Origin of the sequence: Nitrococcus mobilis Nb-231 (assembly GCF_000153205.1) — a bacterium.
Lineage (GTDB): Bacteria > Pseudomonadota > Gammaproteobacteria > Nitrococcales > Nitrococcaceae > Nitrococcus > Nitrococcus mobilis.
In genome coordinates this window covers 3044866-3068340 of record NZ_CH672427.1, presented here as the reverse complement: position 1 = coordinate 3068340, position 23475 = coordinate 3044866, and the positions used below count along the sequence as shown (strand labels likewise).

At 62.2% G+C, this 23475-nt stretch carries 24 protein-coding genes; 15 read left to right on the top strand and 9 right to left on the bottom strand.

Annotation, left to right across the window (positions count from 1 at the left end; genetic code table 11):
- Positions 1–41: 41 nt before the first annotated feature.
- Positions 42–362 (bottom strand): non-heme iron oxygenase ferredoxin subunit, encoded by a 321-nt coding sequence (locus NB231_RS13925; RefSeq protein WP_005004044.1) that lies wholly within the window; start codon positions 360–362, stop codon positions 42–44.
- A gap of 33 nt (positions 363–395) precedes the next feature.
- Here NB231_RS13925 and NB231_RS18775 point away from each other — a divergent pair, with 33 nt between their 5' ends.
- From NB231_RS18775 to NB231_RS13910, 4 genes are read left to right on the top strand one after another with little or no spacing between them, the layout of a single operon-like run.
- Positions 396–590: a hypothetical protein gene (locus NB231_RS18775; protein WP_156777030.1), complete on the top strand. Its 195-nt coding sequence runs from the start codon at positions 396–398 to the stop codon at positions 588–590.
- A 55-nt stretch (positions 591–645) separates the two neighbouring features.
- Entirely contained in the window at positions 646–1455 is an 810-nt protein-coding gene (locus NB231_RS13920; RefSeq protein ID WP_005004042.1) for a DUF488 domain-containing protein, read from the top strand.
- Positions 1456–1468: 13 nt separating this feature from the next.
- On the top strand, positions 1469–3289 hold the full coding sequence (locus NB231_RS13915; protein ID WP_005004039.1) for an ABC transporter ATP-binding protein: 1821 nt from the start codon (positions 1469–1471) through the stop codon (positions 3287–3289).
- 52 nt (positions 3290–3341) lie between these two features.
- A complete protein-coding gene (locus NB231_RS13910; RefSeq protein ID WP_005004030.1) occupies positions 3342–4496 on the top strand; it encodes an alpha-hydroxy acid oxidase in 1155 nt (384 codons plus the stop codon).
- A 667-nt stretch (positions 4497–5163) separates the two neighbouring features.
- Here the strand turns inward: NB231_RS13910 and NB231_RS13905 are convergent.
- On the bottom strand, positions 5164–6018 hold the full coding sequence (locus tag NB231_RS13905; protein ID WP_156777029.1) for a hypothetical protein: 855 nt from the start codon (positions 6016–6018) through the stop codon (positions 5164–5166).
- Positions 6019–6858: 840 nt separating this feature from the next.
- On the opposite strand from NB231_RS13905, the gene NB231_RS19240 reads away from it, so the two are divergent.
- From NB231_RS19240 to NB231_RS13900, 3 genes are all read left to right on the top strand, one after another.
- Positions 6859–7017 (top strand): hypothetical protein, encoded by a 159-nt coding sequence (locus NB231_RS19240; protein ID WP_005004026.1) that lies wholly within the window; start codon positions 6859–6861, stop codon positions 7015–7017.
- The gene (locus NB231_RS20075; RefSeq protein WP_005004022.1) at positions 7011–7133 is read left to right on the top strand and encodes a hypothetical protein; all 123 of its coding nucleotides are present in this window, start codon (positions 7011–7013) and stop codon (positions 7131–7133) included. The genes NB231_RS19240 and NB231_RS20075 overlap by 7 nt, the downstream gene beginning before the upstream one ends.
- Before the next feature lie 87 nt (positions 7134–7220).
- Entirely contained in the window at positions 7221–8078 is an 858-nt protein-coding gene (locus NB231_RS13900; RefSeq protein ID WP_005004018.1) for a PA4780 family RIO1-like protein kinase, read from the top strand.
- Between the two features lie 41 nt (positions 8079–8119).
- Here NB231_RS13900 and NB231_RS13895 read toward each other — a convergent pair whose 3' ends face one another.
- Positions 8120–8554, bottom strand: a complete 435-nt coding sequence (locus NB231_RS13895; protein ID WP_005004016.1) for an FKBP-type peptidyl-prolyl cis-trans isomerase — start codon at positions 8552–8554, stop codon at positions 8120–8122.
- A gap of 49 nt (positions 8555–8603) precedes the next feature.
- Entirely contained in the window at positions 8604–8879 is a 276-nt protein-coding gene (locus NB231_RS13890) for a YaeQ family protein (protein WP_005004014.1), read from the bottom strand.
- Here NB231_RS13890 and NB231_RS13885 point away from each other — a divergent pair.
- Together NB231_RS13885 and NB231_RS13880 are read left to right on the top strand one after the other, a co-directional pair.
- Positions 8873–9262 carry a hypothetical protein gene (locus tag NB231_RS13885; protein WP_232210481.1) on the top strand — a complete coding sequence of 130 codons (390 nt, stop codon included), beginning with the start codon at positions 8873–8875 and terminating at the stop codon, positions 9260–9262. The two genes, NB231_RS13890 and NB231_RS13885, sit on opposite strands and share 7 nt — an antisense overlap.
- Before the next feature lie 450 nt (positions 9263–9712).
- Positions 9713–10333, top strand: a complete 621-nt coding sequence (locus NB231_RS13880; RefSeq protein ID WP_005004012.1) for a hypothetical protein — start codon at positions 9713–9715, stop codon at positions 10331–10333.
- On the opposite strand, the gene NB231_RS13875 is transcribed toward NB231_RS13880, so the two are convergent.
- Both NB231_RS13875 and NB231_RS18770 read right to left on the bottom strand, forming a co-directional pair.
- A complete protein-coding gene (locus tag NB231_RS13875; protein ID WP_005004010.1) occupies positions 10311–10523 on the bottom strand; it encodes an SDR family NAD(P)-dependent oxidoreductase in 213 nt (70 codons plus the stop codon). The two genes, NB231_RS13880 and NB231_RS13875, sit on opposite strands and share 23 nt — an antisense overlap.
- 167 nt (positions 10524–10690) lie before the next feature.
- Positions 10691–10849 (bottom strand): hypothetical protein, encoded by a 159-nt coding sequence (locus tag NB231_RS18770; RefSeq protein WP_156777028.1) that lies wholly within the window; start codon positions 10847–10849, stop codon positions 10691–10693.
- 176 nt (positions 10850–11025) lie between these two features.
- Between NB231_RS18770 and NB231_RS13870 the strand changes: the two genes are divergently transcribed.
- The 6 genes from NB231_RS13870 (at position 11026) to NB231_RS13845 (ending at position 20957) form a co-directional block, all read left to right on the top strand.
- Positions 11026–11607 (top strand): ATP-dependent zinc protease family protein, encoded by a 582-nt coding sequence (locus NB231_RS13870; protein ID WP_005004008.1) that lies wholly within the window; start codon positions 11026–11028, stop codon positions 11605–11607.
- On the top strand, positions 11604–13145 hold the full coding sequence (locus NB231_RS13865) for a UUP1 family membrane protein (RefSeq protein ID WP_005004004.1): 1542 nt from the start codon (positions 11604–11606) through the stop codon (positions 13143–13145). The genes NB231_RS13870 and NB231_RS13865 overlap by 4 nt, the downstream gene beginning before the upstream one ends.
- A complete protein-coding gene (locus NB231_RS13860; protein ID WP_005004001.1) occupies positions 13145–14134 on the top strand; it encodes an alpha-L-glutamate ligase-like protein in 990 nt (329 codons plus the stop codon). The genes NB231_RS13865 and NB231_RS13860 overlap by 1 nt, the downstream gene beginning before the upstream one ends.
- Positions 14135–14197: 63 nt before the next feature.
- Positions 14198–15859 (top strand): choline dehydrogenase, encoded by a 1662-nt coding sequence (gene betA / locus NB231_RS13855; RefSeq protein ID WP_005003997.1) that lies wholly within the window; start codon positions 14198–14200, stop codon positions 15857–15859.
- Between the two features lie 73 nt (positions 15860–15932).
- Positions 15933–17858, top strand: coding sequence for an ATP-binding cassette domain-containing protein (locus NB231_RS13850; protein ID WP_005003995.1), 1926 nt, complete (start codon positions 15933–15935; stop codon positions 17856–17858).
- Positions 17859–18143: 285 nt separating this feature from the next.
- A complete protein-coding gene (locus NB231_RS13845; protein ID WP_005003991.1) occupies positions 18144–20957 on the top strand; it encodes an AMP-binding protein in 2814 nt (937 codons plus the stop codon).
- A 144-nt stretch (positions 20958–21101) separates the two neighbouring features.
- Here the strand turns inward: NB231_RS13845 and NB231_RS13840 are convergent, their stop codons facing one another.
- The 3 genes from NB231_RS13840 to NB231_RS13830 all read right to left on the bottom strand — a co-directional run bounded on the left by NB231_RS13840 (position 21102) and on the right by NB231_RS13830 (position 23205).
- A complete protein-coding gene (locus tag NB231_RS13840) occupies positions 21102–21830 on the bottom strand; it encodes an aspartyl/asparaginyl beta-hydroxylase domain-containing protein (RefSeq protein WP_232210480.1) in 729 nt (242 codons plus the stop codon).
- A 120-nt stretch (positions 21831–21950) separates the two neighbouring features.
- Positions 21951–22727, bottom strand: coding sequence for an SDR family NAD(P)-dependent oxidoreductase (locus NB231_RS13835; RefSeq protein ID WP_005003988.1), 777 nt, complete (start codon positions 22725–22727; stop codon positions 21951–21953).
- 22 nt (positions 22728–22749) lie between these two features.
- A complete protein-coding gene (locus NB231_RS13830) occupies positions 22750–23205 on the bottom strand; it encodes a YaiI/YqxD family protein (RefSeq protein WP_005003984.1) in 456 nt (151 codons plus the stop codon).
- Between the last annotated feature and the right edge of the window lie 270 nt (positions 23206–23475).

Sequence of the window (23475 nt, the reverse complement as noted above, 5' to 3'; positions counted from 1 at the left end):
GTCGCACCCGAGGGTCCGCAACACCCGGGTATCACAAGCATTCAATCATCGAGGTCGTTGCGCAATTCGACGCGGCCGTCCACGACCCGCACCGGAAAGACATGCACCGGCTCATAGGCGGGCGGCGCAACCGCCTCGCCCGTTTTGATCGAAAAACGCGCGCCGTGCATGCAGCACTCCACTTCATCACCTTCCACGATCCCCTCAGAGAGCTCGTAGTCCTCGTGCGTACAGCAGTCGTAAAGCGCGTAGTAGCCATCTTCCAAATGGAAAACGACGATCGCATCGCCATCCACCCATACTGCTTTGCACTCGCCCAATGGAATCTCACCCTCTTCGGCTACCGTAACCCAATCACTCACGGTCCACCTCCGAGACTTTGCAGCGTAGCTTTGATGTGCCATTACACACCACTGCCGAGCCTTGATCTACGCCAAGGCGATATTCCTTCACCCATGGACCAAACTTACTTTTGCGTCGGGGTGGAGAGCACCGAGCGGATTGCACCCTTTGGAGAAGAGCGCGAGCGCGGCGAGTCTGAAAGCGCCCGCAGTACAATCGAGGAACAACCGGAGCGTTCTCAAGTCTGATATCTCGATTGCGAACCACGTATGGCGTGGCGATCGCGCATACCAGCGGTGAAAAATGAATCCTACGCAAGACTGGCAAGGGGCTCGGCTCTATACGATCGGCCACACGACCCGGACGCTCGACGAGCTGCTGGCGCTGCTACGGGCCTTCGGCATCGACGTGTTAGCGGATATCCGAACCATTCCCCGCTCGCGGCACAACCCTCAGTTCAACGGCGACACGCTGCCCTCGGCCCTGCGCCCACGGGGGATTCACTATGCGCATCTACCGCAGCTTGGCGGCCTGCGCCGGACACACAAGGATTCACCCAATACCGCGTGGCGCAACAAGAGTTTCAGGGGGTTCGCCGACTACATGTTAACTGCGGACTTCGTGACCGGACTTGCGGAACTGCATGCACTGCTCGCACAGGGCACGGTCGCGCTGATGTGCGCGGAGGCCGTGCCCTGGCGATGCCACCGCTCGCTTGTCGCTGATGCGCTCACGGCGCGAGGCGCACAGATCGAACATATCATCGGAGGCTCACGCTCGACTCCGCACCGTCTGACAAGCTTCGCCAAAGTGCGAGGGGCGCGAGTCACCTACCCCGGCAAGAACACCGCCGCCGAACAGCGCGCGCAAACCGAGGATCCGCTGCACCCCACGGCGCTGGCGCTGCGCGGCATGCGACCGCCGCGATTCGCCGAGTGGTTCGAGGCATTCGCAAAGGTGATTCCCTTTCAGCAAGTGAGCCTGGATGCCCGCGTAGTCACCGTGGGCCGGCTGGTCGAGCGCTTCGCCGCGCAGCGCGGCCGTCTCTACTTCTGTGTGCTGGGCAGCAGCCTCCTGACAAAGGGCCTCAACCATACGGCACCGGAATGTTAATGCCTGTGTATCGATGCCCGATCACCTGAGCGCACGTAGTTTTTTGGGCGTGTTCCGGTTCAGCGCCCGCGCGCTGGAGCTGGTATGGAGCACCAACCGGGCGCTGACCGTCGCGCTGGCACTGCTCACGCTCGCCGCGGGTCTGCTGCCGGCCGGTATTGCCTTCCTCGGCGCGCAGATCGTCGATGCGGTGGTCGCCGCCCACGCCGCATTGGCGGCCGACGGCGGGGCGTCGCTGCGGTGGGTATTCACCTGGGTGGCGCTCGAAGGTGGGCTGGTCGCAGCGCTCGCCGGGGCACAACGCGGTCTGTCGCTGTGCCAATCGCTGCTGCGCGCGCAGCTCGGGCAGCGGATCAACGTGATGATCCTGGACAAGGCGCTGACGCTGGAATTAGCGCACTTCGAGGATTCGGAATTCTACGACAAGCTCACCCGCGCGCGCCGTGAAGCCTCCAGTCGGCCGCTGTCGCTGGTCATGCGCACCTTTGGGCTGGCTCAACACGCGGTCTCCTTGATCAGCTATGGCACGCTGCTGCTGCGGTTCTCGCCGTGGGCGGTGCTGGTGCTGTTACTGGCCGGATTGCCGGCCTTTCTGGCCGAAACCAAGTTCTCCGGCGATGCCTTCCGGCTGTTCCGCTGGCGCTCGCCGCAGACGCGCATGCAAATGTACCTGGAAACCGTGCTGGCGCGCGAGGACCACGCCAAGGAAGTGCAGCTCTACGGCTTGGGAGCGCTGCTGCTGGAGCGCTATCGCGGCATTTTCGACACCCTCTACCGCGCCGACCGCGATCTCACCATCCGGCGCGACAGCTGGGGCTTCGGCCTCGGTTTGATCGGCACGGCGACCTTATACGCCGCCTACGCCTGGGTCGCCGTCACCACCGTCGCCGGGCGCATCACCCTGGGTCAGATGACCATGTATCTGATGCTGTTCCGCCAAGGCCAGGCGGCGGTGTCGGCGATTTTGGCGGCGATCGGCGGCATGTACGAGGACAACCTGTACCTGTCCACGCTGTACGAATATTTAGAAACGCCGGTGGCGGCTCGGGGCGGGCGGGCGCAGCACGGCCCTGATCCGGCCGATGGTATCCGCTTCGAGCAGGTCGGCTTCACCTATCCGGGCGCCTCAGCGCCGGCGCTAGACGACATCAATCTGCATATTCGCCCCGGCCAATCGCTGGCGCTGGTCGGCCGCAACGGCTCCGGCAAGACCACCTTGATCAAGCTGTTGGCGCGCCTGTATATGCCAGAGCGCGGCCGCATCCTGCTCGATGGGCTCGACCTGCGCGCGTGGGACGAGCGCACGCTGCGCGAGCGCATCGGGGTGATCTTTCAGGACTTCGCACGTTACCAAATGCGCGTCGGCGAGAACGTCGGCGCCGGCGACGTCCGCCACTTCGAGGACGAGGCGCGCTGGCGCAAGGCGGCCGACAAGGGCCTGGCCACGGCATTCATCGACACCCTGCCGGGCGGCTTTCACACCCAGCTCGGCAAGTGGTTCCACGACGGCCGCGAGCTCTCCGGCGGACAATGGCAGAAGATCGCACTGGCGCGTGCGTTCATGCGCGCGCGGGCCGATATCCTGGTACTCGACGAGCCCACTGCCGCCATGGACGCCGAAGCCGAGGCGGCCATCTTCGAGCACTTCCGCCGCCTCACCGGTGGGCGCATCGCCATCCTCATCTCGCACCGCTTCTCGACTGTGCGCATGGCCGATCAAATCATTGTCATCCAGGATGGGCGTATCGTCGAGCGCGGCAGTCACACGCAGCTGATGGGGCGCGACGGTCACTACGCCCACTTGTTCTCGCTCCAAGCGCAGGGCTATCGTTGAACGCCATCCAGTCGCCATCCCGACCACCGATCCGCACACCCCCGGATTCGCTATGCCAATCATTACCTGCATCGACGATCTGCAGCGCTTGGCCAAGCGCCGCGTGCCCAGAATGTTCTACGATTATGCCGATTCCGGCTCATGGACAGAAAGCACCTATCGGGCTAACCAAGACGATTTTTCAGCGCTTAAATTACGCCAACGCGTCATGGTGGACATATCGCAGCGCAGCTTGCGCAGCACCCTGCTCGGCCGGTCATACCGCATGCCCGTTGCGTTGGCACCGATCGGGTTGGCCGGCATGCAGTATCCGGACGGCGAGATTCATGCGGCGCGGGCCGCGGAAACGTTCGGTGTCCCTTTCACCCTATCGACGATGAGTATCTGCTCCATCGAAGACGTCGCGGCAAACACGACTCAGCCGTTCTGGTTCCAACTCTACATGATGCGCGACCGGGACTACATCGCGCGGCTGATCAAGCGCGCCGAGGCAGCACGATGCTCCGCGTTGGTGCTGACCGCCGATCTGCAGATTCTCGGCCAACGCCATAAGGACGTGCGCAATGGCTTGACCGTTCCACCGCGCCTCACGCTCGAGAATCTGATCGATCTGGCGACCAAGTGGCACTGGTGCTTGGGCATGCTGCGCACCCGCCGGCGCACATTCGGCAACATCGCCGGGCACGTCAAAGAGGCAAGCAATCTCGATTCGCTCTCTGCTTGGACCGCAGCGCAATTCGATCCGAGCCTGAGCTGGGACGATGTTGCCTGGATTAAAGCGCGCTGGGGCGGCAAGCTGATCATCAAAGGTATCATGGAACCCGAGGATGCCGGCGCCGCCATCGACGCCGGGGCCGATGCGATTATCGTCTCCAATCACGGCGGTCGCCAGTTGGACGGTGCACCGTCGTCGATTCGCGCCCTACCGGCAATCGTCGCCGCGGTCGGCCACCGCACGGAAGTGTATATGGATGGCGGCATCCGCAGCGGCCAGGATGTGCTGAAAGCTATCGCCCTGGGCGCCAAAGCGGTGTTCATCGGCCGGGCCTTTCTGTATGGCCTGGGCGCGATGGGAGAAAAAGGAGTAACCACCTGCCTCGATCTTATCCACCGTGAGCTGGATATCACCCTGGCGCTCTGCGGGTTACGCAACATCCGGCAGGTGAGCGAAAAGGTTCTCTGGTCGGAGCGTCCCGGCGACCCATGAATGGGGGTGCCGACACTCATCGTCACGCGCCCAATAGTGGGCGCTGCCGCAAGCTCCGGGCCCCCGGAGGAAAACGTCGCTTGCTGCATAAGAACTTCGACGATTCCGCGCGCTCAATCCGAGCCGGCCAAGACGCCGGGAATTCCCTCGTTCAGGTCCACCACCTGAGCAACGCCACATCTTCCTGATGCGATAACTGACCAGGCAGCCAACCATGAGAGGTGAGCAAGATACTGATAATAAAGGGCCTTGCGACGTTGGCCGAAAGCCTGGGACTGCTGCTAAGCGGCGCCGCGTTTACCGCAGGTGGGCCACGGCAGCGCGGCGACCAACAACTGATTCGGCGGCCCGGTTTACCACGGCAAGCCGGCGCTAAATGTTACCGCGCGCTGGTGAAGGCAGGTACGACGCCCGATCATGCCCTGGTGAGCTGGTTACGTGTTCGGCCAACTGCGCTCACACAAAACCATGCCGATCGTGTCCGGTTGATTTCGGAGCCAAAACATCTCCTACGAATTGGAGATTCCCGATCTGCGCGTCCGTCCTGCGTGGTGACATTCATGATCCCGTTCGGCCAGAGATACACCAGGTCGAACTCTCCCGAAACGCGAGCGACTGTCATATCACCAACCGTCAGGGGAAACGATTCAGCAGCTCGACGCTCGCATCAACGCGGCGATGGAAAGTAGGATGCATACTCACTGTACTGGACAAAACCAGTAGCCTTAGTCGCCAGAATTGCGTCGGCCACGGCGGTGGGGATCGGTGTCCAGTAGGCGGGCATGTACGCCGCGATTTCTGGTTTCAGCGTGTAGAGCAGGGCGAAGTTGGTCAGCCAGAGCGCAGGTGCCATTGACATCCCAACCTGCGTGCTCGCGCCATCTTTGGTGTTGGTCACAAGTTGCCATGGACCCGACGTCTGTTGCGCTTGGTTGCCATACAAGGCCTCTACCGTATACGCCGACTTGTAAAGCTGGACCAAGGAATCCTCCGCACCATTGTTCATGAACCACGTGTTGATGTAACCGTCGGGAGCCAACAACCTGTTCGCTATCCTCGTCGGCGCGATTCGGTTGGCCAAGCTTAGCAGCAGCCCTTTTTTGTTCACGAAGAGCCCGTAACTGGCGAGAACCGTTTCCGTTGAGACGCCGTCGACGTCAGAAGTCAGCGGACGCCCATTCGTATTGGTAAAGATCTGGACGCTCCTGTCCGCCAACGCCGCGCTCTTCTTGTCGCCGCCAACACCCCCGCCGCTGATGAATTCGAGAAATTGCTGCTCGGTGAGCACGTTCTCCTTTTTCAGTCCCAATTGCCGTGCAATCTGATCGGCGCGCCGCTGCCCGATCGGCACGTTGATCTGACTCGGGTCCGTGGCTTTGGTAGGTGCCAAGTGCTCAAATTGGGCTGGTCCAGAAAACGGTAGCGAAAACCCGGTGCTCGTCGAGGTAGAGGGCCCGGTAGACGCACACCCCGCCGCGACCAAGCCGATCACCAAGCCAACAGCAACACAGAATTGTTTCACGGACCTTCCCCCCATCTTTCCGACCGCGCACCTACTAAGACTCAGCCCACACAATTCCGCAGCGTCGAAACCCAAACGAACAACTTGCCTGATGGAATGGCCGGATTCCCGTTACATACGACCCTGGCTTTGGGCTGAAAACATAGGAAGCATACCCCAATGGCACTTACTTAAGCTAATAAATTCTACTATATCAATAGATTACGATGGCGCGCCTCGGCGAGGACACAAAGCGATTTCAATGGCTTATGATGGGACGAATCGCTAATTTTCGGCTTGGATCGGTTTCGACAACGCGATTGCAATATCCTTGTTTATGATTTTACACTTTATTTTCAGTAATTTACGGCTTAACTAAGTGCCATTCGAAGCATACCCCATTTTTGCTGAAAACCATCCTGCCAGAGCCCATCACTCTCTAAATATTCGGGCCGCCGGTGTGCAATAACCATCTCAGTCCACTTGATTTCGGCCATTTCTCCGGTCATATCCGAACAACCGGCCAGCCACGGCCTTGCCTTGCCCTTCAGGCAACCTCCCCGTGATTCATTGATCGCTTTTCCTTAGTCGAACAAGGTGGCCTGTGGCGGGCCTCAGTTCTCGGGTAGGCGACTGATCTAATGGCGGGCGACCTTGGGGTCTTCGATACAAGCGCAGTGACTTTCATCGGTCTACTGCAGGCAGCGCCGGTTTCAGTTTCGATGCTGAAGACACGCTTTAATCGCTGTGCCCATGCCGTGACGATCCGCCGCTCGGCGGGCCTTGGCGGTTCCTCCGATACCTTGGCTTTGTTACCCTTACCCCGCTTTGCGGGCGTGCTTACAGCGCAGTGTTTAGTGTTTGCTATTGGCCACCGCCGGCGCCTTGCGCCGCTACTTCGACAGCACCGATGCGTTCCCGCAGGACGTGCTGAAGCTGCTCGGCTATTTCGAGCTGGCGCAGCCAGGCCAGCCGGTGCGTGCCGTACCCAACGCCGGTGTCGAGGTGTCAGCATGGTGACGGGTAGCATCACGGCGTTCATCGCGCGGCATCGCCCGAATGAATTGATGCCCACGGCCAACGTGTTCGAGCATACTGCGCGGCGGCACTCGTTCGAGATCGCCGCGGCAGTGTAGAATTCCCTGGCGACCGCGTGAGCGCAGATCGCGGGCCATCGATCAGCCATAATAGACGTTGCTCCGCATAGTGAAGCTATTCCATCTATGAAAACTCCCAAGGGACTGCAAGAACTGATCGACGAGGGCGTCGTCGACCAGGTGCTCCGGCCGCTCAAGAGCGGCAAGGAAGCCTCCGTCTACGTCGTTCGCTGCGGTAACGATATCCGCTGCGCCAAGGTCTACAAGAACATGGCGCAGCGCAGTTTCCAGGCGCGCGTGCAGTATCAGGAAGGGCGCAAGGTGCGCGGCAGCCGGCAGGCGCGCGCGATGGGCAAGGCGACGAAGTTCGGCCGCCGGGAAACCGAAGAGGCCTGGAAGAACAGCGAGGTCAACGCACTGTACCAGCTCGTCGCCGCCGGCGTGTGCGTGCCCCAACCTTATGGCTACTTCAGCGGTGTGCTGGTTATGGAACTGGTCACCGATGCCGACGGCCACTCGGCGCCGCGGCTGGGTGAGGTCGAGTTGTCGGCGGATGAGGCACGCGATTACCACCGTTTCCTGATGCAGCAGGTCGCGCGCATGCTCTACGTGGGCCTGATCCACGGCGACCTGTCCGAATACAACGTCCTGATCGGGCCGGACGGCCCGGTGATCATCGATCTGCCGCAGGTAGTGAGCGCCGCGGGTAACAACAATGCCCGCACAATGCTGCGCCGTGACGTAGGCAATATCACGATCAGCCTGTCGCGCTTCGCGCCGGAGCTGCTCGACACCCACTACGGCGAGGAGATGTGGGCGTTGTACGAACTGGGTGAGCTGCACCCGGACAGCGAGCTCACCGGCCAGTTCGAGTTCGATGAACGCATCGCCGATGTCGACAGCGTGATGCAGTCAATCATCGACGCCCGCGAGGAGGCGATAATCCGCCAGCAGGGCCGCGAGGCAGCAGCGCAGGAAGGCTGAGGAGCTTGCACAAATCCCGTTAGGAGCCTGACGGCGGGATTTCAGTGCGGGCTGACGTCGACCAGCTCCACGTCGAATACGAGTGATGCGTTCGGCGGGATGGCGCCGCCGGCGCCACGCGCGCCATAGCCCAGCGAAGCTGGAATCAGCAGGGTGCGCTCGCCACCCACGCGCATGCCGGCGACACCCTGATCCCAGCCCTTGATCACGTTGCCCGCGCCGAGCACGAAGGTGAACGGTTCGCCACGGTCGTGCGAACTGTCGAACTTGCTGCCGCGCTTGTCCTTGGTGCCGTCGTCATACAGCCAGCCGGTGTAGTGCACGGTGATCTTCATGCCGGGCGTGGCCTCGGCACCGGTGCCGACTCTGGTGTCGGTCACAGTGAGTTTGTCCACGCTCCCGTTGGCCTGGGGCGGCGGGGCATCGGTGCAGGCGGCGAGTGTAAGCAGGGCGAGCAGGGACAGTAACCAACGCATGGGATGACTCCGGTGAAAAGTGATGGGCGGGTGCGAACAGTTAGGGCTATCAGCTCACGGTTTCGGGCAGTGCCATGCGCACCACCGGGGCTACCGCGGCCGCATCAGCGTCATTCATCAGTTGCAGCTGGCCATCCTGGATCAAGCATTGTAGGCGTATGCCACGCTGCAACGGCGCGGCCAGCTCGGCGACCGTGCTGCCGGGAATCTCCAGTACGGTGAGATTCCTGTGGCGCGCCAGAGTCAGTGCATGGGTGGCGGAGTAGTGCCGGTCCATGTCGCTGACCTGCAGCTCGACCTTGTAAATGGTGGCGCCCAATGCCATGCAGGGTGCCGTGGGAGACAAACTTCGGATTGTACACGCTCGCCGCCGGCTGTGTCTTCGACACGCCGCCGCAACCCGGCAACGCTACCAGATCGACCAGGTCGGCGCGCGCCACGGCATCTGGCGTTCCAACCACAAGTGCCGCTGCCTGCCGGCGGACCCGCATCCTGCGCCTGAAGCTTACGGCCGCGGCGTCCATCCACTGGAGTATCGACGGCTGGCGCACCAGTTACGACACGCCGACGCAAGATAGTGGCTTTGGAATTCCCTTTGTCGATCTTGCCACGACGGAACTCACCGTGGGCAACCCGGTCGTGTTCACCTTCTACTGGCCAGCCGCAGATCGCTGGGAAGGCGGCGATTACCCGTTGATCATCGAGTGATGGTCATTTCAGGCTGTGCACTTGGCCAGAGGCTTCTTCGTCATCCGCGCCAAGTTCGACACGGAGTATCAACGTCGCTATGTGCTGGCTCCGTGGCCACTCGGCCCGGTCGCTCGCGCGGTCACCGACTCATCAACGAGCAGGCTCAAGCTCTGGCGTAAAGTCTCGGCCTCGTTCCGCAATACACACGGAGCGTACCTGCCGCGGCGGAGCGTTAGCAGACGGTGGGCTTGACAATAAACTGGCTTCGCTCATAGTAGTTGTCTTGAATACTACTATTCATTTGGCGATGGACGGCTTGCCACGCTGATCGACCGCAGCAAGCACAAGGTTACGAGCTAGCCAAGGCGCCGGGGATTTCCTCACTGGTATCCGTAGCTCAAACCTGAGCGGCGCTGCATCGTTTTGGCGCAGCGGCTGACAGGCAGTCAACTCTAAGAGGTGAGCAAGATGAAGATGATCAAGGTCTTTGCGGCGTTGACCGCAAGCCTGGGGCTGCTATTAAGTGGCGCGACGTTTGCGGCAGGCGGCCACGACAATGCGGCGACCAACTGGTTCGGTGGCCCCGTCTACCACGGCGAGCCGGCGCTAGAGGTTACCGCCGCCTTGGTCGAGGCCGGCGGCGGCGCGGAGCACTTCACGTTTTCGAAGGCGCTGGTATCAATGCTCGGCGAGGAGACCGTCAACGCCGAGGTCGCCAAGCTGAACAAGCAATACGGCGAAAAAAATGTGACGAACTTTATCAACGGCATGACTTTTGCCGTTCACGCCGCACTCAAGCGTGCCACCGAGGCGGGCGTCAAACTGCCGGCCGCACCGGCGGATTTGCAGGGTGCAGAGCTCGCCAAGGCGCTGGTAGAGGCGGGTACGACGCCCGATCGTACCTGGTGGTCCGGTTATCTGTTCGACCACGCGCTATCACACAAAATCCACGTCGAGGTGATGACCGACATCGATGCCAAGCACGGTCACGCCGCCGACAAAAACACCCATAAAATCCTCAATCAAGCGATGTACGACATCGCCCATGCCTTGGGATATAAGAACGTCAAACTGGCCCCGCTGCATTAAGGCCATAGCGGTCAACCGAGCGCAGGCTGCGATTAGCAGCCTGCGCTGTGGCCACGCGGTCCAGGTCAGCGCGGGTACAGGCGGCAAGCACGACCGTAGCCCCTTCGGCGGCGAACCCGATCACCATGGCCGCGCCGAGACCGCGGCTGGCGCCAGTGACGAGCGCGACTTTGCCATCCAGCTTGCTCATGGGCTACCTCGGACTCGCGACAAACGCTCTACGCTCTGCTAAAAGCGGTTCCCTACCCCGCCATCGACGGTGCCAGTAGTGATCTTCTCGCAATTGCCCGGCAGGAAGCCAAGCAGACCGCCGCGAGGAGCTCATGACAACGCCAATGCAGCTCTCCGCACAGCGGATCAGCCTATCGTAGAACCACAACGCTGCGGCATTACCCTTACGTGCGGCGCAGTGGCGCACCCAGATAATTGACCACCACCGCCACCGGCCTGCTTGGCATCCGCCGCAACCGCGTCGATAATTGCCTCGCTGCCGGCGAGATCGATGCGTGCCGTCATACCCACCGCCGCCGGCACTCGAGAGCATCACGAAAACATCGATCAAATGGGCGAACGCAGCGCTCATTCGCTGATTGAAGACAGAAATCCGGGAAGATTTTCAAAGGGAATTCGAGTTAGACTGCGCCCTATTATTTTAACCCCTAATCCCAACACAGATACCCGTCATGACCCGTATGTCGCTGATCGTGACCCTTGCAATTGGCATTCTCGGCCCCCTTGCGCCGGTAAAGGCGGCTGACGACCCGCAGTCGCGCTCGCTGCTCGGCTGGATCGAATGGGTAGTTCTCGAACCGCAGAAGCTGCTCCTGAAGGCCCGGCTCGATACCGGGGCGAAAACCTCGTCGCTGCATGCCGTGGACGTGGTGGAGTTCGAACGCGACGGCGCGAAATGGGTGCGCTTCAATGTGCCGCTGAAAGCACACAAGGAGACCTACAAGGGCGAGCTGCCCACGCTCGTCTACGAGCGACCGGTGGTGGATACCGTGCTGATCAAGCGCAAGAATGCGCACCTCCAGCCCCGTTATGTCGTGGAGATGGCATTCTGCATCGATGGACGCGAACACGAGGCGGAATTTTCACTCGCCGACCGCGGCAACTTCAACTATCCGGTGCTCCTGGGGCGGCGCTTTCTCGGCGATATAGCGCTCGTCGATCCACGCGAGAGTTTTCTGGCCCAACGCAAGTGCAAACATACCTCACTTCACAAGCTGGAGGCGGAAGCGCATTCGCGCACAGCGGTTAGTGACTCGCGGTGAAAGACTTACACGTGCGCCTGCTGGCGCTATCGCTGATCCTGATCGGGCTTGCTATCACCGCCTACAAAGCCGAAGTGTTGGGGCTACCATTGACTCCCGACACCACCGCCGAGGTGTGGACGGTGGACATGCGTGTGCAGCTACGGGCCGACGGTGGCCCAGTACGCGTGGATATGCCGTTGCCCGATAGCAACACCGGTTTCACGCGGTTACAGGAAGAATTCATCGCAACGGCATTCACTGCCATCAGCGACGGCAAGGGGGCCGAGCGCCGCGCGATCTGGACAGCGCGGCGAGCGCGCGGCAGGCAAACCCTATACTACCGTTTGCAGCTCACCAAGGGGAGTACCGGCCTAGCTCAGCAACTCTCGCCCGTGCCCGGTTATCCGGAGGTGCCGGATTACGGGGAGCCGCAAGGTGCCGCGGTGCGCGGGCTGCTCGATAGCGTGCGCGCGGCCTCAGCGGACATCGAATCGTTCGCGCGGCGGTTGGTTCTGCGCTACAACGAACCAAGCGGCGACGATCGCGTGCGCCTGCTGCGCGACGGCGTAGCCAACCCCGAGGGGCACGTACGCAATCTAATCAAAATCCTCGCCGGTGCGCGCATCCCGGCGCGCGTAGCCTGGACCTTGGAGCTGAACAAAGGCATGCGTGCCCAGCACCTGCAACCGTGGCTGCAGGTCCACAACGAGCGGCACTGGATCACCATCGACCCGGAGACCGGCGCCACCGGGCTCCCAGCCACGCGCCTGCTGTGGGGCACGGGCAAGCATCCGACGGTGCACGTCGAAGGGGCCAGAGTAGTCGAGTGGGGCTTTGCGGCCACCCGTACCCAACGGGACGTAATGACTGTGGCCACCCAACACGCCGCAGACCTGGACTCGCTGCTGGTCTCGCTATCGTTGTTCTCGCTGCCGGTGCAGACGCAGAGTGTCTATCGCATCCTTTTGCTGGTGCCTGTCGGCGCGCTGATCGTGGTGTTGATGCGCAACATCGTGGGCATGCAAACCTTCGGCACCTTCATGCCGGTGCTGATCGCCATGGCCTTTCGCGAGACCCAACTGGTCGTCGGAATCACGCTATTCTGCGTAGTGGTGGCGCTCGGATTGCTGGTGCGCTTCTATTTCGAGCGCCTGCGCTTGCTGCTCGTGCCTCGACTGGCGTCGGTACTGGTCGTGGTGGTTTTGATCATGGCGGTGATCAGCGTGTTCAGCCACAGTCTCGGTTTCGACCGTGCGCTCTCGGTCGCGCTATTCCCGATGGTCATTTTGGCGATGACGGTGGAACGAATGTCGGTGGTCTGGGAGGAAGCCGGTGCGCGCGATGCACTGCAGAAGGGGTTCGGCAGCCTCGCCGTGGCGATCCTGGCCTACCTCGCCATGAACCAGCCGCTGCTCGCCCATCTGGCCTTCGTGTTCCCCGAGCTGCTGCTGCTGGTCCTGGCCGTGGCGCTACTGCTCGGTCGCTACACCGGCTACCGCCTCACCGAGCTGTGGCGCTTCCGGACGGCACTGCGCGACTGGGAACAACGATCCTGATGAACCCCTTCCGGCGCCTGCGCGAACTCGGCCTCGTCGGCATGAACCGACGCAACGCGGCCTATATCCTCGAACACAATCCGCGCCGGCGTTATCCGCTGGTAGATGACAAGCTGCTCACCAAGCGGCTCGCCGAAGCGGCCGGAATCGCCGTGCCGAAGCTGCTCGGCGTAATCACCAGCATACGCCAACTCGACGCCCTTGAAACCATGTTGGACGGACGCGAGGATTTCGTAATCAAACCAACCAAGGGTAGCGGAGGTAACGGCATCGTGGTAGTCACCAGCCGGCTCGGCGAGCACTGGCGGCGCGCCAGCGGTTTGCCGTTCAGCCGTGACGAGCTGAGCTACCATGTCGCCAACATCCTCTCCGGTATGCACAGCCTCGGCGGGCTACCCGACCGCGTGATGGTGGAGCAGCGGGTGCGCTTCGACGCCCGCTTCGATGCGGTAAGCTACCGCGGCGTACCCGATATCCGCACCGTCGTCTACCGCGGCGTGCCGGTGATGGCCATGATGCGCTTACCTACTCACGCCTCGGATGGCAAGGCGAACCTGCACCTCGGCGGGGTCGGGGTAGGCATCGACATCGCCGACGGGCATACGACGACCGCGATATGGCGCGATCGCCCGATACGCCTCCATCCCGACACCCTGAGCTCCGTAGTCGACCTGCAGGTGCCGGACTGGGATCGGCTGCTGGAACTCGCCGCTCATTGCCAGACGCTTTGCGGGTTGGGTTATCTCGGTGTCGATTTGGTGCTCGACCAAGACCACGGTCCGCTGGTGCTGGAGCTCAACGCCCGCCCCGGGCTCAGTGTGCAGCTGGCAAACCGGTCCGGCCTCGGCCCCCGGCTGGATGCCGTCGATGCGCTGCCAAAGATACCGCATGAGGCGTGCGCACGAGCGGCGATCGGCCGCGAGATCGCAAGCGCCTGCGTAATCGAGGGCCGCCGGGCGGAGCTTCCCGCCTCGATCAGCTCCGGGTAGGCTGTACACTTACCTACGCGGCGCCGATCGGCAACGCAACGACAAACGCACGAATCCCAGGCGATGGCAAACGAGACCGCGTACGATTACGTAATCATTGGCGCCGGTTCGGCCGGCGCCGTATTGGCCAATCGGCTGACGGAGAACCCGGCCATCTCGGTGCTGTTGCTCGAGGCCGGGCCGATGGACCGCAGCCTGCTCCTCCAGATGCCCGCGGCGCTCGCCCATCCGCTCGCCAACGACCGCTACAACTGGTACTACCACACCGAACCCGATCCGTTTATGGACAACCGGGCTATGTATTGCCCGCGTGGGCGGGTGCTGGGCGGTTCCTCATCCATCAACGGCATGGCTTACGTGCGCGGTAATGCCCTCGACTACGAGGGCTGGGCCGAGGACTTCGGTTTGACCGACTGGCATTATCGGCACGTTCTGCCCTATTTCAAGAAAGCCGAAGACTTCGATCAAGGCGCCAACGACTACCACGGCTGCGGCGGTCCGCTGCACGTTACCACCGGCGCGATGAAAAACCCGCTCTACAGGGCCTTCATCGAGGCTGGGATCGCCGCAGGGTATCCCCACACCGCGGACATGAATGGCTATCAGCAGGAAGGCTTCGGTCCTATGTTCATGACCGTGCGCGACGGCGTACGCGCATCGACCGCCAACGCCTATCTGCGACCGATCATGGCTCGGCACAACCTGACAATCCAGGTGCGCACCCATGCGCGTCGGCTGGTCTTCGAGGGCAAACGAGCGCGCGGCGTGGAAATTGAACAGCGGGGCGCCGTGCGTACGGTCATGGCTGAACGCGAGGTGTTACTCTGCGCCGGTGCCATCAACTCGCCACAGTTGCTCATGCTCTCGGGGCTGGGAGCAGCAGAGCACCTGCGCGCGCACGGCATCGAGGTACAGCAGGATCTACCCGGTGTCGGTCAGAACCTGCAGGATCACATTGAAGTTTACGTCCAATATGCCTGCCGCCAACCCATCACTCTCTACCGGGCCTTGCGGCCCTGGAATCAGGCTCTGATCGGCCTGCAATGGCTGCTGTTCCGCAGAGGGCTCGGCGCCACCAACCACTTCGAGTCCGGCGGTTTCATCCGCAGCGCGGCGGGGGTGCGCTTCCCCAATCTGCAATACCATTTCCTGCCCATGGCGATGAGCTACGATGGCAGCCGCTACGCCCGCACCCACGGCTTTCAGGCGCACGTCGGCCCCATGCGACCGCAGAGCCGGGGACAGGTAACACTGCGCAGCGCCGATCCCAAAGCCGCGCCGCGGATTCTGTTCAACTACTTGGCCACCGAGCACGACCGCCGCGAGATGCGCGCGGCCATCCGCTTGACCCGCGAGATCATACACCAAACGCCATTGGCTGGGATTCGGGGCGCGGAGCTGGCCCCTGGACCCGAAGTGGCAAGCGATCAGGAGATCGATGCCTGGGTGCGACGCATGGCTGAGAGCGCCTACCATCCCTGCGCCACCTGCCGCATGGGTCATGACGGGGAATCCGTGGTGGACGACACAGGGCGCGTTCACGCTGTGGAGGGTCTGCGCGTGGTGGATGCCTCGATCATGCCGCGGATCACCAGCGGCAATATCAATGCGCCGGTCATCATGCTGGCAGAGAAGTTGGCCGATGCCATCCGCGGCGCCGACCCCCTGCCGCCGGAGGACAGAGCCTGGTACGAGCCGCAGAGTTGGCGATCCACGCAACGCTGACCCGCTCAGAATCCTCGGCCCAGCGCCTGTATAATGACTCATTCGCCAGCGGGTTAAATATCATAGGAGCACCTTGAACCTGATACGCTTCGACCAAGTCTCCCTCGAGTTCGGCGACACGCCCCTGCTGCATACCGCCGAGTTCGCCATCGGCCCCGGCGAGCGGGTGTGCCTGATCGGTCGCAACGGCGCGGGCAAGTCCTCCCTACTCAAGCTCATCACCGGCGAGCTGCAACCCGATAGCGGTCGCATTCAGTCGCTGGACGGCATCGAGATCAGTCAACTGGAGCAGAGCCTACCGGAAGGCGATGCCCGCACCGTGCGGGAGGTGGTCAAATCGGGCATGGCTGCCGTCCAAGCGCTGGTGGATGCCTATCACGCGCGTGCCGCCGCGGAGCTGGACGCTCGGGGCCTACGCGAGCTCGAGGATCTGCAGCACCGGCTCGAAGCCCACGGCGGTTGGCAGGTGGATCAGCAAGTGGACGCCCTTATCACGCAGCTCAAGCTGCCGGCCGATAAGCGTATGGAGACCCTCTCCGGGGGTTGGCGCCGGCGCGTGGCGCTGGGCAAGGCGCTGGTGGCCAAGCCGGATTTGCTGCTGCTCGACGAGCCGACCAACCATCTCGATATCGGCACCATCGAATGGCTGGAACAGACGGTGCGGGATTTCCCAGGCGCCGTGCTGTTCATTACCCACGATCGCGCCTTCCTGCAAAAGCTCGCCACCCGCATCGTCGAGCTGGACCGCGGCCGCCTGACGAGTTGGCCCGGCGATTACCGCAACTTCCTCGAGCAAAAGGAACAATGGCTGGAAACAGAGGAGCGCCAAAATGCGCTCTTCGACCGCAAGCTGGCGCAGGAGGAGGCCTGGATACGACAAGGCATCAAGGCGCGCCGAACCCGTAACATGGGCCGGGTACGCGCCCTGAAGGCGATGCGCGAGACACGTGCCGCGCGGCTCGCCCAGCAGGGCAAGGCTCGGCTGCGTATGGAGGAGGCGGATCCGTCCGGGCGCAAAGTCATCGAGGCGCGCCATATCACCCACGGCTATCAAGGACGCACCCTGATCGAGGATTTTTCGATCAAAATCATGCGCGGCGACCGCATCGGGCTGATCGGCAACAACGGTGTGGGCAAGACGACGCTGCTGCGCATCCTGCTCGGCGAGCTCGCACCCGAGCGCGGTCACGTTCAGCTCGGCACCAATCTGGAGGTGGCCTATTTCGACCAGTTACGCACCACACTGGAGCTGGACAAGACGGTCGCGGACAATGTCGGTGAGGGCCGCGATCACGTGCGGATCAACGGCAAGGACCGCCATATCATCGGCTACCTGCAGGATTTCCTGTTCAGCGCTCGGCGGGCTCGCCAACCCGTGCGCGCCCTCTCCGGCGGCGAGCGCAACCGAATCATTCTCGCCAAGCTGTTCACGCGCCCGGCCAACCTGCTGGTCATGGACGAGCCAACCAACGATCTCGATATCGAAATGCTCGAGGTATTGGAGGAACGACTGGTGGACTATCCCGGCACTCTGCTGCTGGTAAGCCACGATCGGACGTTCGTCGACAATGTAGTAACCAGCACTCTGGTCTTCGAAAGTCGCGGCCGCGTGCGAGAATACGTCGGCGGCTACAGCGATTGGCTCCGCCGCGGCCATACGCTGGCACGGGCCGACGCGGTGGAGGCGCCACAGCCCAGCCTCCCAAAATCCCCACCCGTGACCTCCGCACGGGCGGCGAACCCCGCCAAGCCCCGCAAGCTCAGCTACAAGCTCCAGCGGGAGCTCGATCAGCTACCCGAGCGGATCGAAGTTCTGGAGGCTAAGGTCGGGGAGCTGCAGGCGCGGATCAGTGACCCGGCGTTCTACAATGAACCCCAAACCACGATCCAGAAGACCCTTGCCGAGCTGGACACCCGCCAGACAGAACTCGATCGGGCGCTGGAGCGCTGGGCCGAGTTGGAAGACATGAAAGCGGCACTGGAAGGCGGCGCGCGCTGAGCCATTACCCACCCCAATTACCGACGCGCACCGGAGGTCATCACCCGGTCCGGGCATATGACGCCGAATGCCACGCTGAGCGCAAAGCGCACGCCGCTCGACAAATTCATCCGACTCTTGGCGCAGCAACGGGTCGCACGCAAAGACTTGCTAGCAATGACCGCACAGAACGGGTAATCCATCGTGTAGCCGGCCTTTAGGCAAAACTTGTTCCAGATGCGGGATGCCGCTATATCTGTGGTGGGACGACCAGGTTTCTTGCCCACAGGCAAGGAGCGGCATTCTATGGAAGCCAAGTCCATCCAGCGACGGCACGGTGATGAGATGAACCAGCTCTTGGAGCTGGTTCGAGCGGTTGGCAAGGAGAGCGGAGGCCCATCCCGAACCGTCTATCCACGACCCGGCGATCGGCTCGATCAGGATCTGGGCATCGACAGTCTGGCGCGCGCAGAGCTGATCATGCGCTGCGAGCGCGAATTCCAGGTAAATCTCCCGGAATCGGCCGTGCAGGCCGAAACACCGGAGCAATTACTTGACGCTGTGATCAAAGCCGGCGCCACCCCGCGCCGGCTGCCCCGAAAAGAACCGCAATACGCACCATCGGCCAAGGAACCCGGCGGCAACCCGGAACAGGCCCGGACGTTGTTGGAAGCGCTCGATTGGCACGCCCAACAACACCCGCAACGCACACATCTTTACATCTACGGGGACAAAGAAGAGCCGGAACAGTTGACCTACGGCGAGCTCGACCGCCGCGCGAGTGAGGTGGCCGCCGGGCTACGCGAACGGGGCATCGGCGCCGACGATACCGTGGCACTGATGCTACCAACGAGCCGGGACTACTTCGTGAGCTTCATCGGCATCCTGCTTGCCGGAGCCGTGCCGGTGCCGCTCTATCCTCCGGCCAGACCCACCCAGCTGGAGGAACACCTGCGCCGCCACGGCCGCATCCTGACCAACGCAGGCGCCCGAGTGCTGGTCACGGTACCGCAGGCTCGTCGCATTGCCCAACTCCTCAAGGCGGAAGCCCCCGAGCTGGAGTGCGTCATCACCGCCGACCGCCTGGCACAGCTCCCCGGTGGCCGGCCCGGCTTGAATCGCCGCACCGACGATCTGGCCATGCTGCAGTATACGTCAGGGAGTACCGGCGACCCGAAAGGCATCAGCCTGGCCCATAAACACCTGCTCGCTAACATCCGGGCCATAGGAGGGCGCATCGAAGCCACCTCGGAGGACTTTTTCGTGAGCTGGCTGCCGCTTTACCATGACATGGGCCTGATCGGCGCCTGGTTCGGCAGCCTCTATTTCGGCTGCCCGCTGGCGATTATGTCGCCGCTGGCGTTCCTCGCCCATCCGCTGCAATGGCTGTGGACCATCCACCGGCATCGCGCCACCCTGTCAGCATCCCCCAACTTCGGCTACGAACTGTGCGTTCGTGCCGCTCGCAGCGGCGCGCTGGAGGGAATGGATCTTTCCAGCTGGCGCATCGCCTTCAACGGGGCCGAGTCGGTCAGTCCGGCGACCCTCGATCGCTTCTATGCCACCTTCCGCGCCAACGGACTGCGCTGGGAGACCCTGATGCCCGTCTATGGGCTGGCCGAGGCTGCGGTCGGGCTGACTATTTCGCGCCCCGGGCGCGGCCCCTGGGTAGACGCAATACATCGGGAGGTGTTTACCCGCAGCGGCGAGGCGCAGCCCGCTGCTGAAAACGACCCCAATCCGTTGCACTTTGTCTCCTGCGGGCCTCCACTGGACGGCTATGAGGTCCGGGTGGTAGACACCAACGATCGCGAACTCCCGGAACGTCGCCAGGGGGCTATCCAATTTTGCGGCCCATCCGCCACTTCCGGCTACTATCGCAACCGCCGCCTGAACGCAGACCTTTTCCACGGCACGTGGCTTGATTCCGGAGACCTTGGCTATTTGGCAAAAGGCGAGCTGTTCGTCACCGGGCGGATAAAAGACATGATCATCCGTGCCGGACGTAACGTTTATCCACATGAGGTCGAGCAGGCGGTCGGGGAGATTGAAGGCGTCCGCAAGGGCTGCGTTGCAGTCTTCGCCAGCCCAGAGGAGGACACCGGCATCGAGCGGCTCGTCATTGTAGCGGAAACCCATGAGCAGGACCCTGACCGCCGCCAGCTGATGGAGCGTCAGATCATGGAGCGGGTCACCGAGCTCACCGACATCCCGCCGGATGACGTTCGCCTGCCTCCTGCGCACAGCGTTTTGAAAACATCCAGCGGGAAAATCCGCCGCCGAGCCACTTGCGAATTGTACGCGAACAACCGGCTTGGCAAGCCCAGCCGTTCAGTATGGTGGCAAATCGCTCGGCTAAGTGCCTCGGTCGCCGGCGCGCGCCTTAGCCAACATCTCAAGGGGACCAAGGAAACTCTCTATGCCGGCTACGCCTGGAGCGTCTTTGGCCTGATCGCCTTACCAACCTGGCTGGCGGTGATCGTATTACCGCGCCGACGCTGGCGCTGGGCGGTATCGCGCTCGGCGTTGCGGACCGTGGCTAAGCTCCTCGGCATCCCCATAGAGGTAGCCGGGCTCGAAAACCTGCCAAACGACCGACGCGTAGTATTCGTGGCCAATCACGCTAGCTACATCGACCCATTGGTGCTGACGGCCGCCCTGCCGAGGAACGTTCGCTTCCTCGCCAAGCAGGAGCTGCGCTCCAGTTTCTTTGCCCGCGTACTGCTCGAGCGCCTAGGGACCCTGATGGTGGAGCGATTCGACTCACAGCGCGCCCGTCAAGAGGCTGATCGAGCCGAGCAGGTCCTGTGTGCAGGCGACTCGCTCGCCTTCTTCCCAGAGGGCACATTCACGCGAGCCCCAGGCGTGCGTCGATTCCATCTGGGCGCGTTCCAAGTCGCGGCCCGCGCGCGAACACCGCTGATACCGGTTGCCCTGTCGGGCACGCGTTCGGTGCTACGTGGAACCGAATGGTTCCCCCGCCGCCTACATTTGCGGGTCAGTGTGGGGCGGCCGATCGAACCGCACGGTGACGACTGGCAAGAGATCATACGCTTAAGGGACGAAGCGCGGACCTTCATCGTTTTTGGGAGTGGTGAGCCTGACTTGATAGAGGACTGACGGAGACGACCGCTGATTCCTGCGCATACCGTTTAAGCGCTTTGCGAGCTGTCATCCAACCGTACCGAGGCATCATTAGAAGCATCACTATGAACGCGCCGGAGACTCCGCGTGCACCCTTCGTTTCGCTCAGGGAAAATGGAACTAGCCGCCAGCACCTCCCGCTTTCCCGGCCAGATGAGCCTGCAGGCGCTGCTCCCAATGCGCCAAATTGCGCCGCGCCTCGACCACGTAAGCCGTCCTTTTGAGCAGCCACAGCGAGATTCGACCGAGCACCACCGCCCGGCGCCGCATCGGCCGCTCGACATCGAGCAGCAGCACGGCGCGCTCCTCCTCGGTATTGTTGTGAACCTCGTGCGGATACCGATCATCGAACACGAAAGCGCGCCCATCCTCCCAAACGCAGCGCACCCCACCCACGTCCATATAACACTGCTCGCGCTGGCGAGGGACGATCAGCCCGAGATGACAGCGAATGAGGCTCTTGGTTACGCCCCGGTGCCGCGGCACGTGCTTGCCCGGCGCCAGGATGGAAAAAAATGCGGTTTGCAAATGGGGAATTCGTTGCAGCACGGCCGTGGTTTTCGGGCACAGCCCGCAGTTCAGCTCTGACTGGTAGCCGAACCCATAGAGGATGAAGGTGCGCCATTGATCATCCGGAGAGATGCGATATTGATCGGCCGAGACGTCTTGGAACCGCGGGATGTGGTCGCGGAACTCCAGGATTTTTTCGAGCTCGGCGCGAATATCGCGCCAGTTCGCCTCCAAATCGGCCACCCAGGGAAACGACTGGGAGTCGAGCACCGGTTCATCCGGCACCAGGGAGTTCGCCGCCATGTAGCGGTCGATTTTTCTAAGGATCCGCTTGCCCAAGCTCCGTACGGATTTTTTTCGAGCCGCTCTCAGGGCCGCGAACATTGCCGTTGCATTCATCTGTACGATATTCCCCATCGTTTAGTCCTAACCCGCGTTGGCGGCGATGATCATATCGCCTCACTCCGCGCGAACACGGGGCTTGGACCCACGCCCGGCGAGCAAAACATCATACACCGATGCCGGCAGCAACCGACAGACACTGGCGATCCACACCAGCGGCCAGGGAAACGCATAGCGTGGCTTACGCACCAGTATAGCCCGGTGCATCCGCGCGGTTGCCGCCTCCAGCTCCAGCTCGAACGGTCTTTTTTTGCGTTTGGGCTTGCTCCTGACGAAGCCGGGCAACAACAAGGTCACTTGGACCCCGCGCGGACGCAACTCCATACGCAGGCTTTCCATCATATTGGTGAGGGCGGCCTTCGCCGCCGAATAGCCCGCCGCACCGGGCAGGCCGCGATAGCCTGCCAGGCTGCCCATAGCAACGATATGCCCGCTCCCTCGCATGAGCATGCCCGGCAAAACCGCCTCGATACAGATGGCTGTGCTCATCACATTCAGAGTGAATACGCGCTCGATGTGCATGGCCGAAAACTGCTCCACATCGGTGCGCTCACCGCCGCCGACATTGGCGATCAATCGTGTGACAGGTCCGAGGGTCGACTCCACCGTGCGCAGCGCGTCCCGAACACTTGTGGCGTCGGTGACATCGCATTCGATTGCCAAGGCCGTGCCACCGGCCTGCTCGATCTCTAATGCGAGCTCATCAAGCAAATCCTTACGCCGCGCAATCAGCGCGACGGCATGGCCCTCATCCTGCACGATCCGGCGCGCCAGGCTGCGACCGATTCCGGATGAGGCGCCGGTTATGAACGAAACCGGCCTGTCGCGGTTCATCGGAAAGATAATACGCTCTTGTTCATCGTTGTTTAGCCTGCCGCGCCAATAGCTTATCAAGCTGACCCGCAAAAGCCTGCCGGTCCTTCTGACTCAGCGGCGCCGGCCCTCCGGTGTTGATCCCGCTGGCACGCAGCGTATCCATGAAATCCCGCATGGTTAAGCGGGCCTTGATATTATCCGATGTGTACAGCTCCCCACGCGGGCTGAGGGCATAGCCGCCTTTAGCGATCGCCTCGGCGGCCAGAGGGATATCGGCCGTTACGACTAGATCATCATCGGCCACATGCTTGACGATTTCGCAATCGGCCCCATCAAAACCGGGTGCTACCCGGATCGATTTGATATAGCGGGACCGCGGGATCGGTACCGGCTGATTGGCCACGAACGTGAGCACCACCTCGGCGCGCTCGGCGGCGCGGATCAAAATCGCCTTGATCGCCTTTGGGCAAGCGTCCGCATCCACCCATATCCTCATGACGAGTCCATTGTGTGAGAACAAACCCCTTAGTGGAGGATCCCGCCGCTGAATGATCTGAAGGCACCGGCGCGCATCGCGCGATGGCACAATTGAACAATTTTCGCCGGCACTATTTCAAGAAAAACACAGAATGCCCCTCGAAGACAGCATGCGCCCTTCACTCGGCTCGCGAGTCAGCCTTAGAATTCGCCTCCTAAACCGCCAGCAAAAGGCCTGACGGACTCGCATACGTCCTCTACGGCACAAACCGGAGCGGCAAGTGCACAG

Excerpts from the sequence above, each read along its gene's own strand:
- NB231_RS13880 (WP_005004012.1), top strand. The coding sequence starts at position 9,713 with ATGAAGATGATCAAGGTCTTTGCGGCGTTGACCGCAAGCCTGGGGCTG.
- NB231_RS13890 (WP_005004014.1), bottom strand. The coding sequence starts at position 8,879 with ATGGCATTGGGCGCCACCATTTACAAGGTCGAGCTGCAGGTCAGCGAC.
- NB231_RS13900 (WP_005004018.1), top strand. The coding sequence starts at position 7,221 with ATGAAAACTCCCAAGGGACTGCAAGAACTGATCGACGAGGGCGTCGTC.
- NB231_RS13885 (WP_232210481.1), top strand. The coding sequence starts at position 8,873 with ATGCCATGCAGGGTGCCGTGGGAGACAAACTTCGGATTGTACACGCTC.
- NB231_RS18775 (WP_156777030.1), top strand. The coding sequence starts at position 396 with ATGTGCCATTACACACCACTGCCGAGCCTTGATCTACGCCAAGGCGAT.
- NB231_RS13835 (WP_005003988.1), bottom strand. The coding sequence starts at position 22,727 with ATGAACCGCGACAGGCCGGTTTCGTTCATAACCGGCGCCTCATCCGGA.
- NB231_RS13830 (WP_005003984.1), bottom strand. The coding sequence starts at position 23,205 with ATGAGGATATGGGTGGATGCGGACGCTTGCCCAAAGGCGATCAAGGCG.
- NB231_RS13860 (WP_005004001.1), top strand. The coding sequence starts at position 13,145 with ATGAACCCCTTCCGGCGCCTGCGCGAACTCGGCCTCGTCGGCATGAAC.
- betA (WP_005003997.1), top strand. The coding sequence starts at position 14,198 with ATGGCAAACGAGACCGCGTACGATTACGTAATCATTGGCGCCGGTTCG.
- NB231_RS13910 (WP_005004030.1), top strand. The coding sequence starts at position 3,342 with ATGCCAATCATTACCTGCATCGACGATCTGCAGCGCTTGGCCAAGCGC.
- NB231_RS20075 (WP_005004022.1), top strand. The coding sequence starts at position 7,011 with ATGGTGACGGGTAGCATCACGGCGTTCATCGCGCGGCATCGCCCGAAT.
- NB231_RS13845 (WP_005003991.1), top strand. The coding sequence starts at position 18,144 with ATGGAAGCCAAGTCCATCCAGCGACGGCACGGTGATGAGATGAACCAG.
- NB231_RS13915 (WP_005004039.1), top strand. The coding sequence starts at position 1,469 with ATGCCCGATCACCTGAGCGCACGTAGTTTTTTGGGCGTGTTCCGGTTC.
- NB231_RS13875 (WP_005004010.1), bottom strand. The coding sequence starts at position 10,523 with ATGAGCAAGCTGGATGGCAAAGTCGCGCTCGTCACTGGCGCCAGCCGC.
- NB231_RS13870 (WP_005004008.1), top strand. The coding sequence starts at position 11,026 with ATGTCGCTGATCGTGACCCTTGCAATTGGCATTCTCGGCCCCCTTGCG.
- NB231_RS18770 (WP_156777028.1), bottom strand. The coding sequence starts at position 10,849 with ATGACGGCACGCATCGATCTCGCCGGCAGCGAGGCAATTATCGACGCG.
- NB231_RS13895 (WP_005004016.1), bottom strand. The coding sequence starts at position 8,554 with ATGCGTTGGTTACTGTCCCTGCTCGCCCTGCTTACACTCGCCGCCTGC.
- NB231_RS13920 (WP_005004042.1), top strand. The coding sequence starts at position 646 with ATGAATCCTACGCAAGACTGGCAAGGGGCTCGGCTCTATACGATCGGC.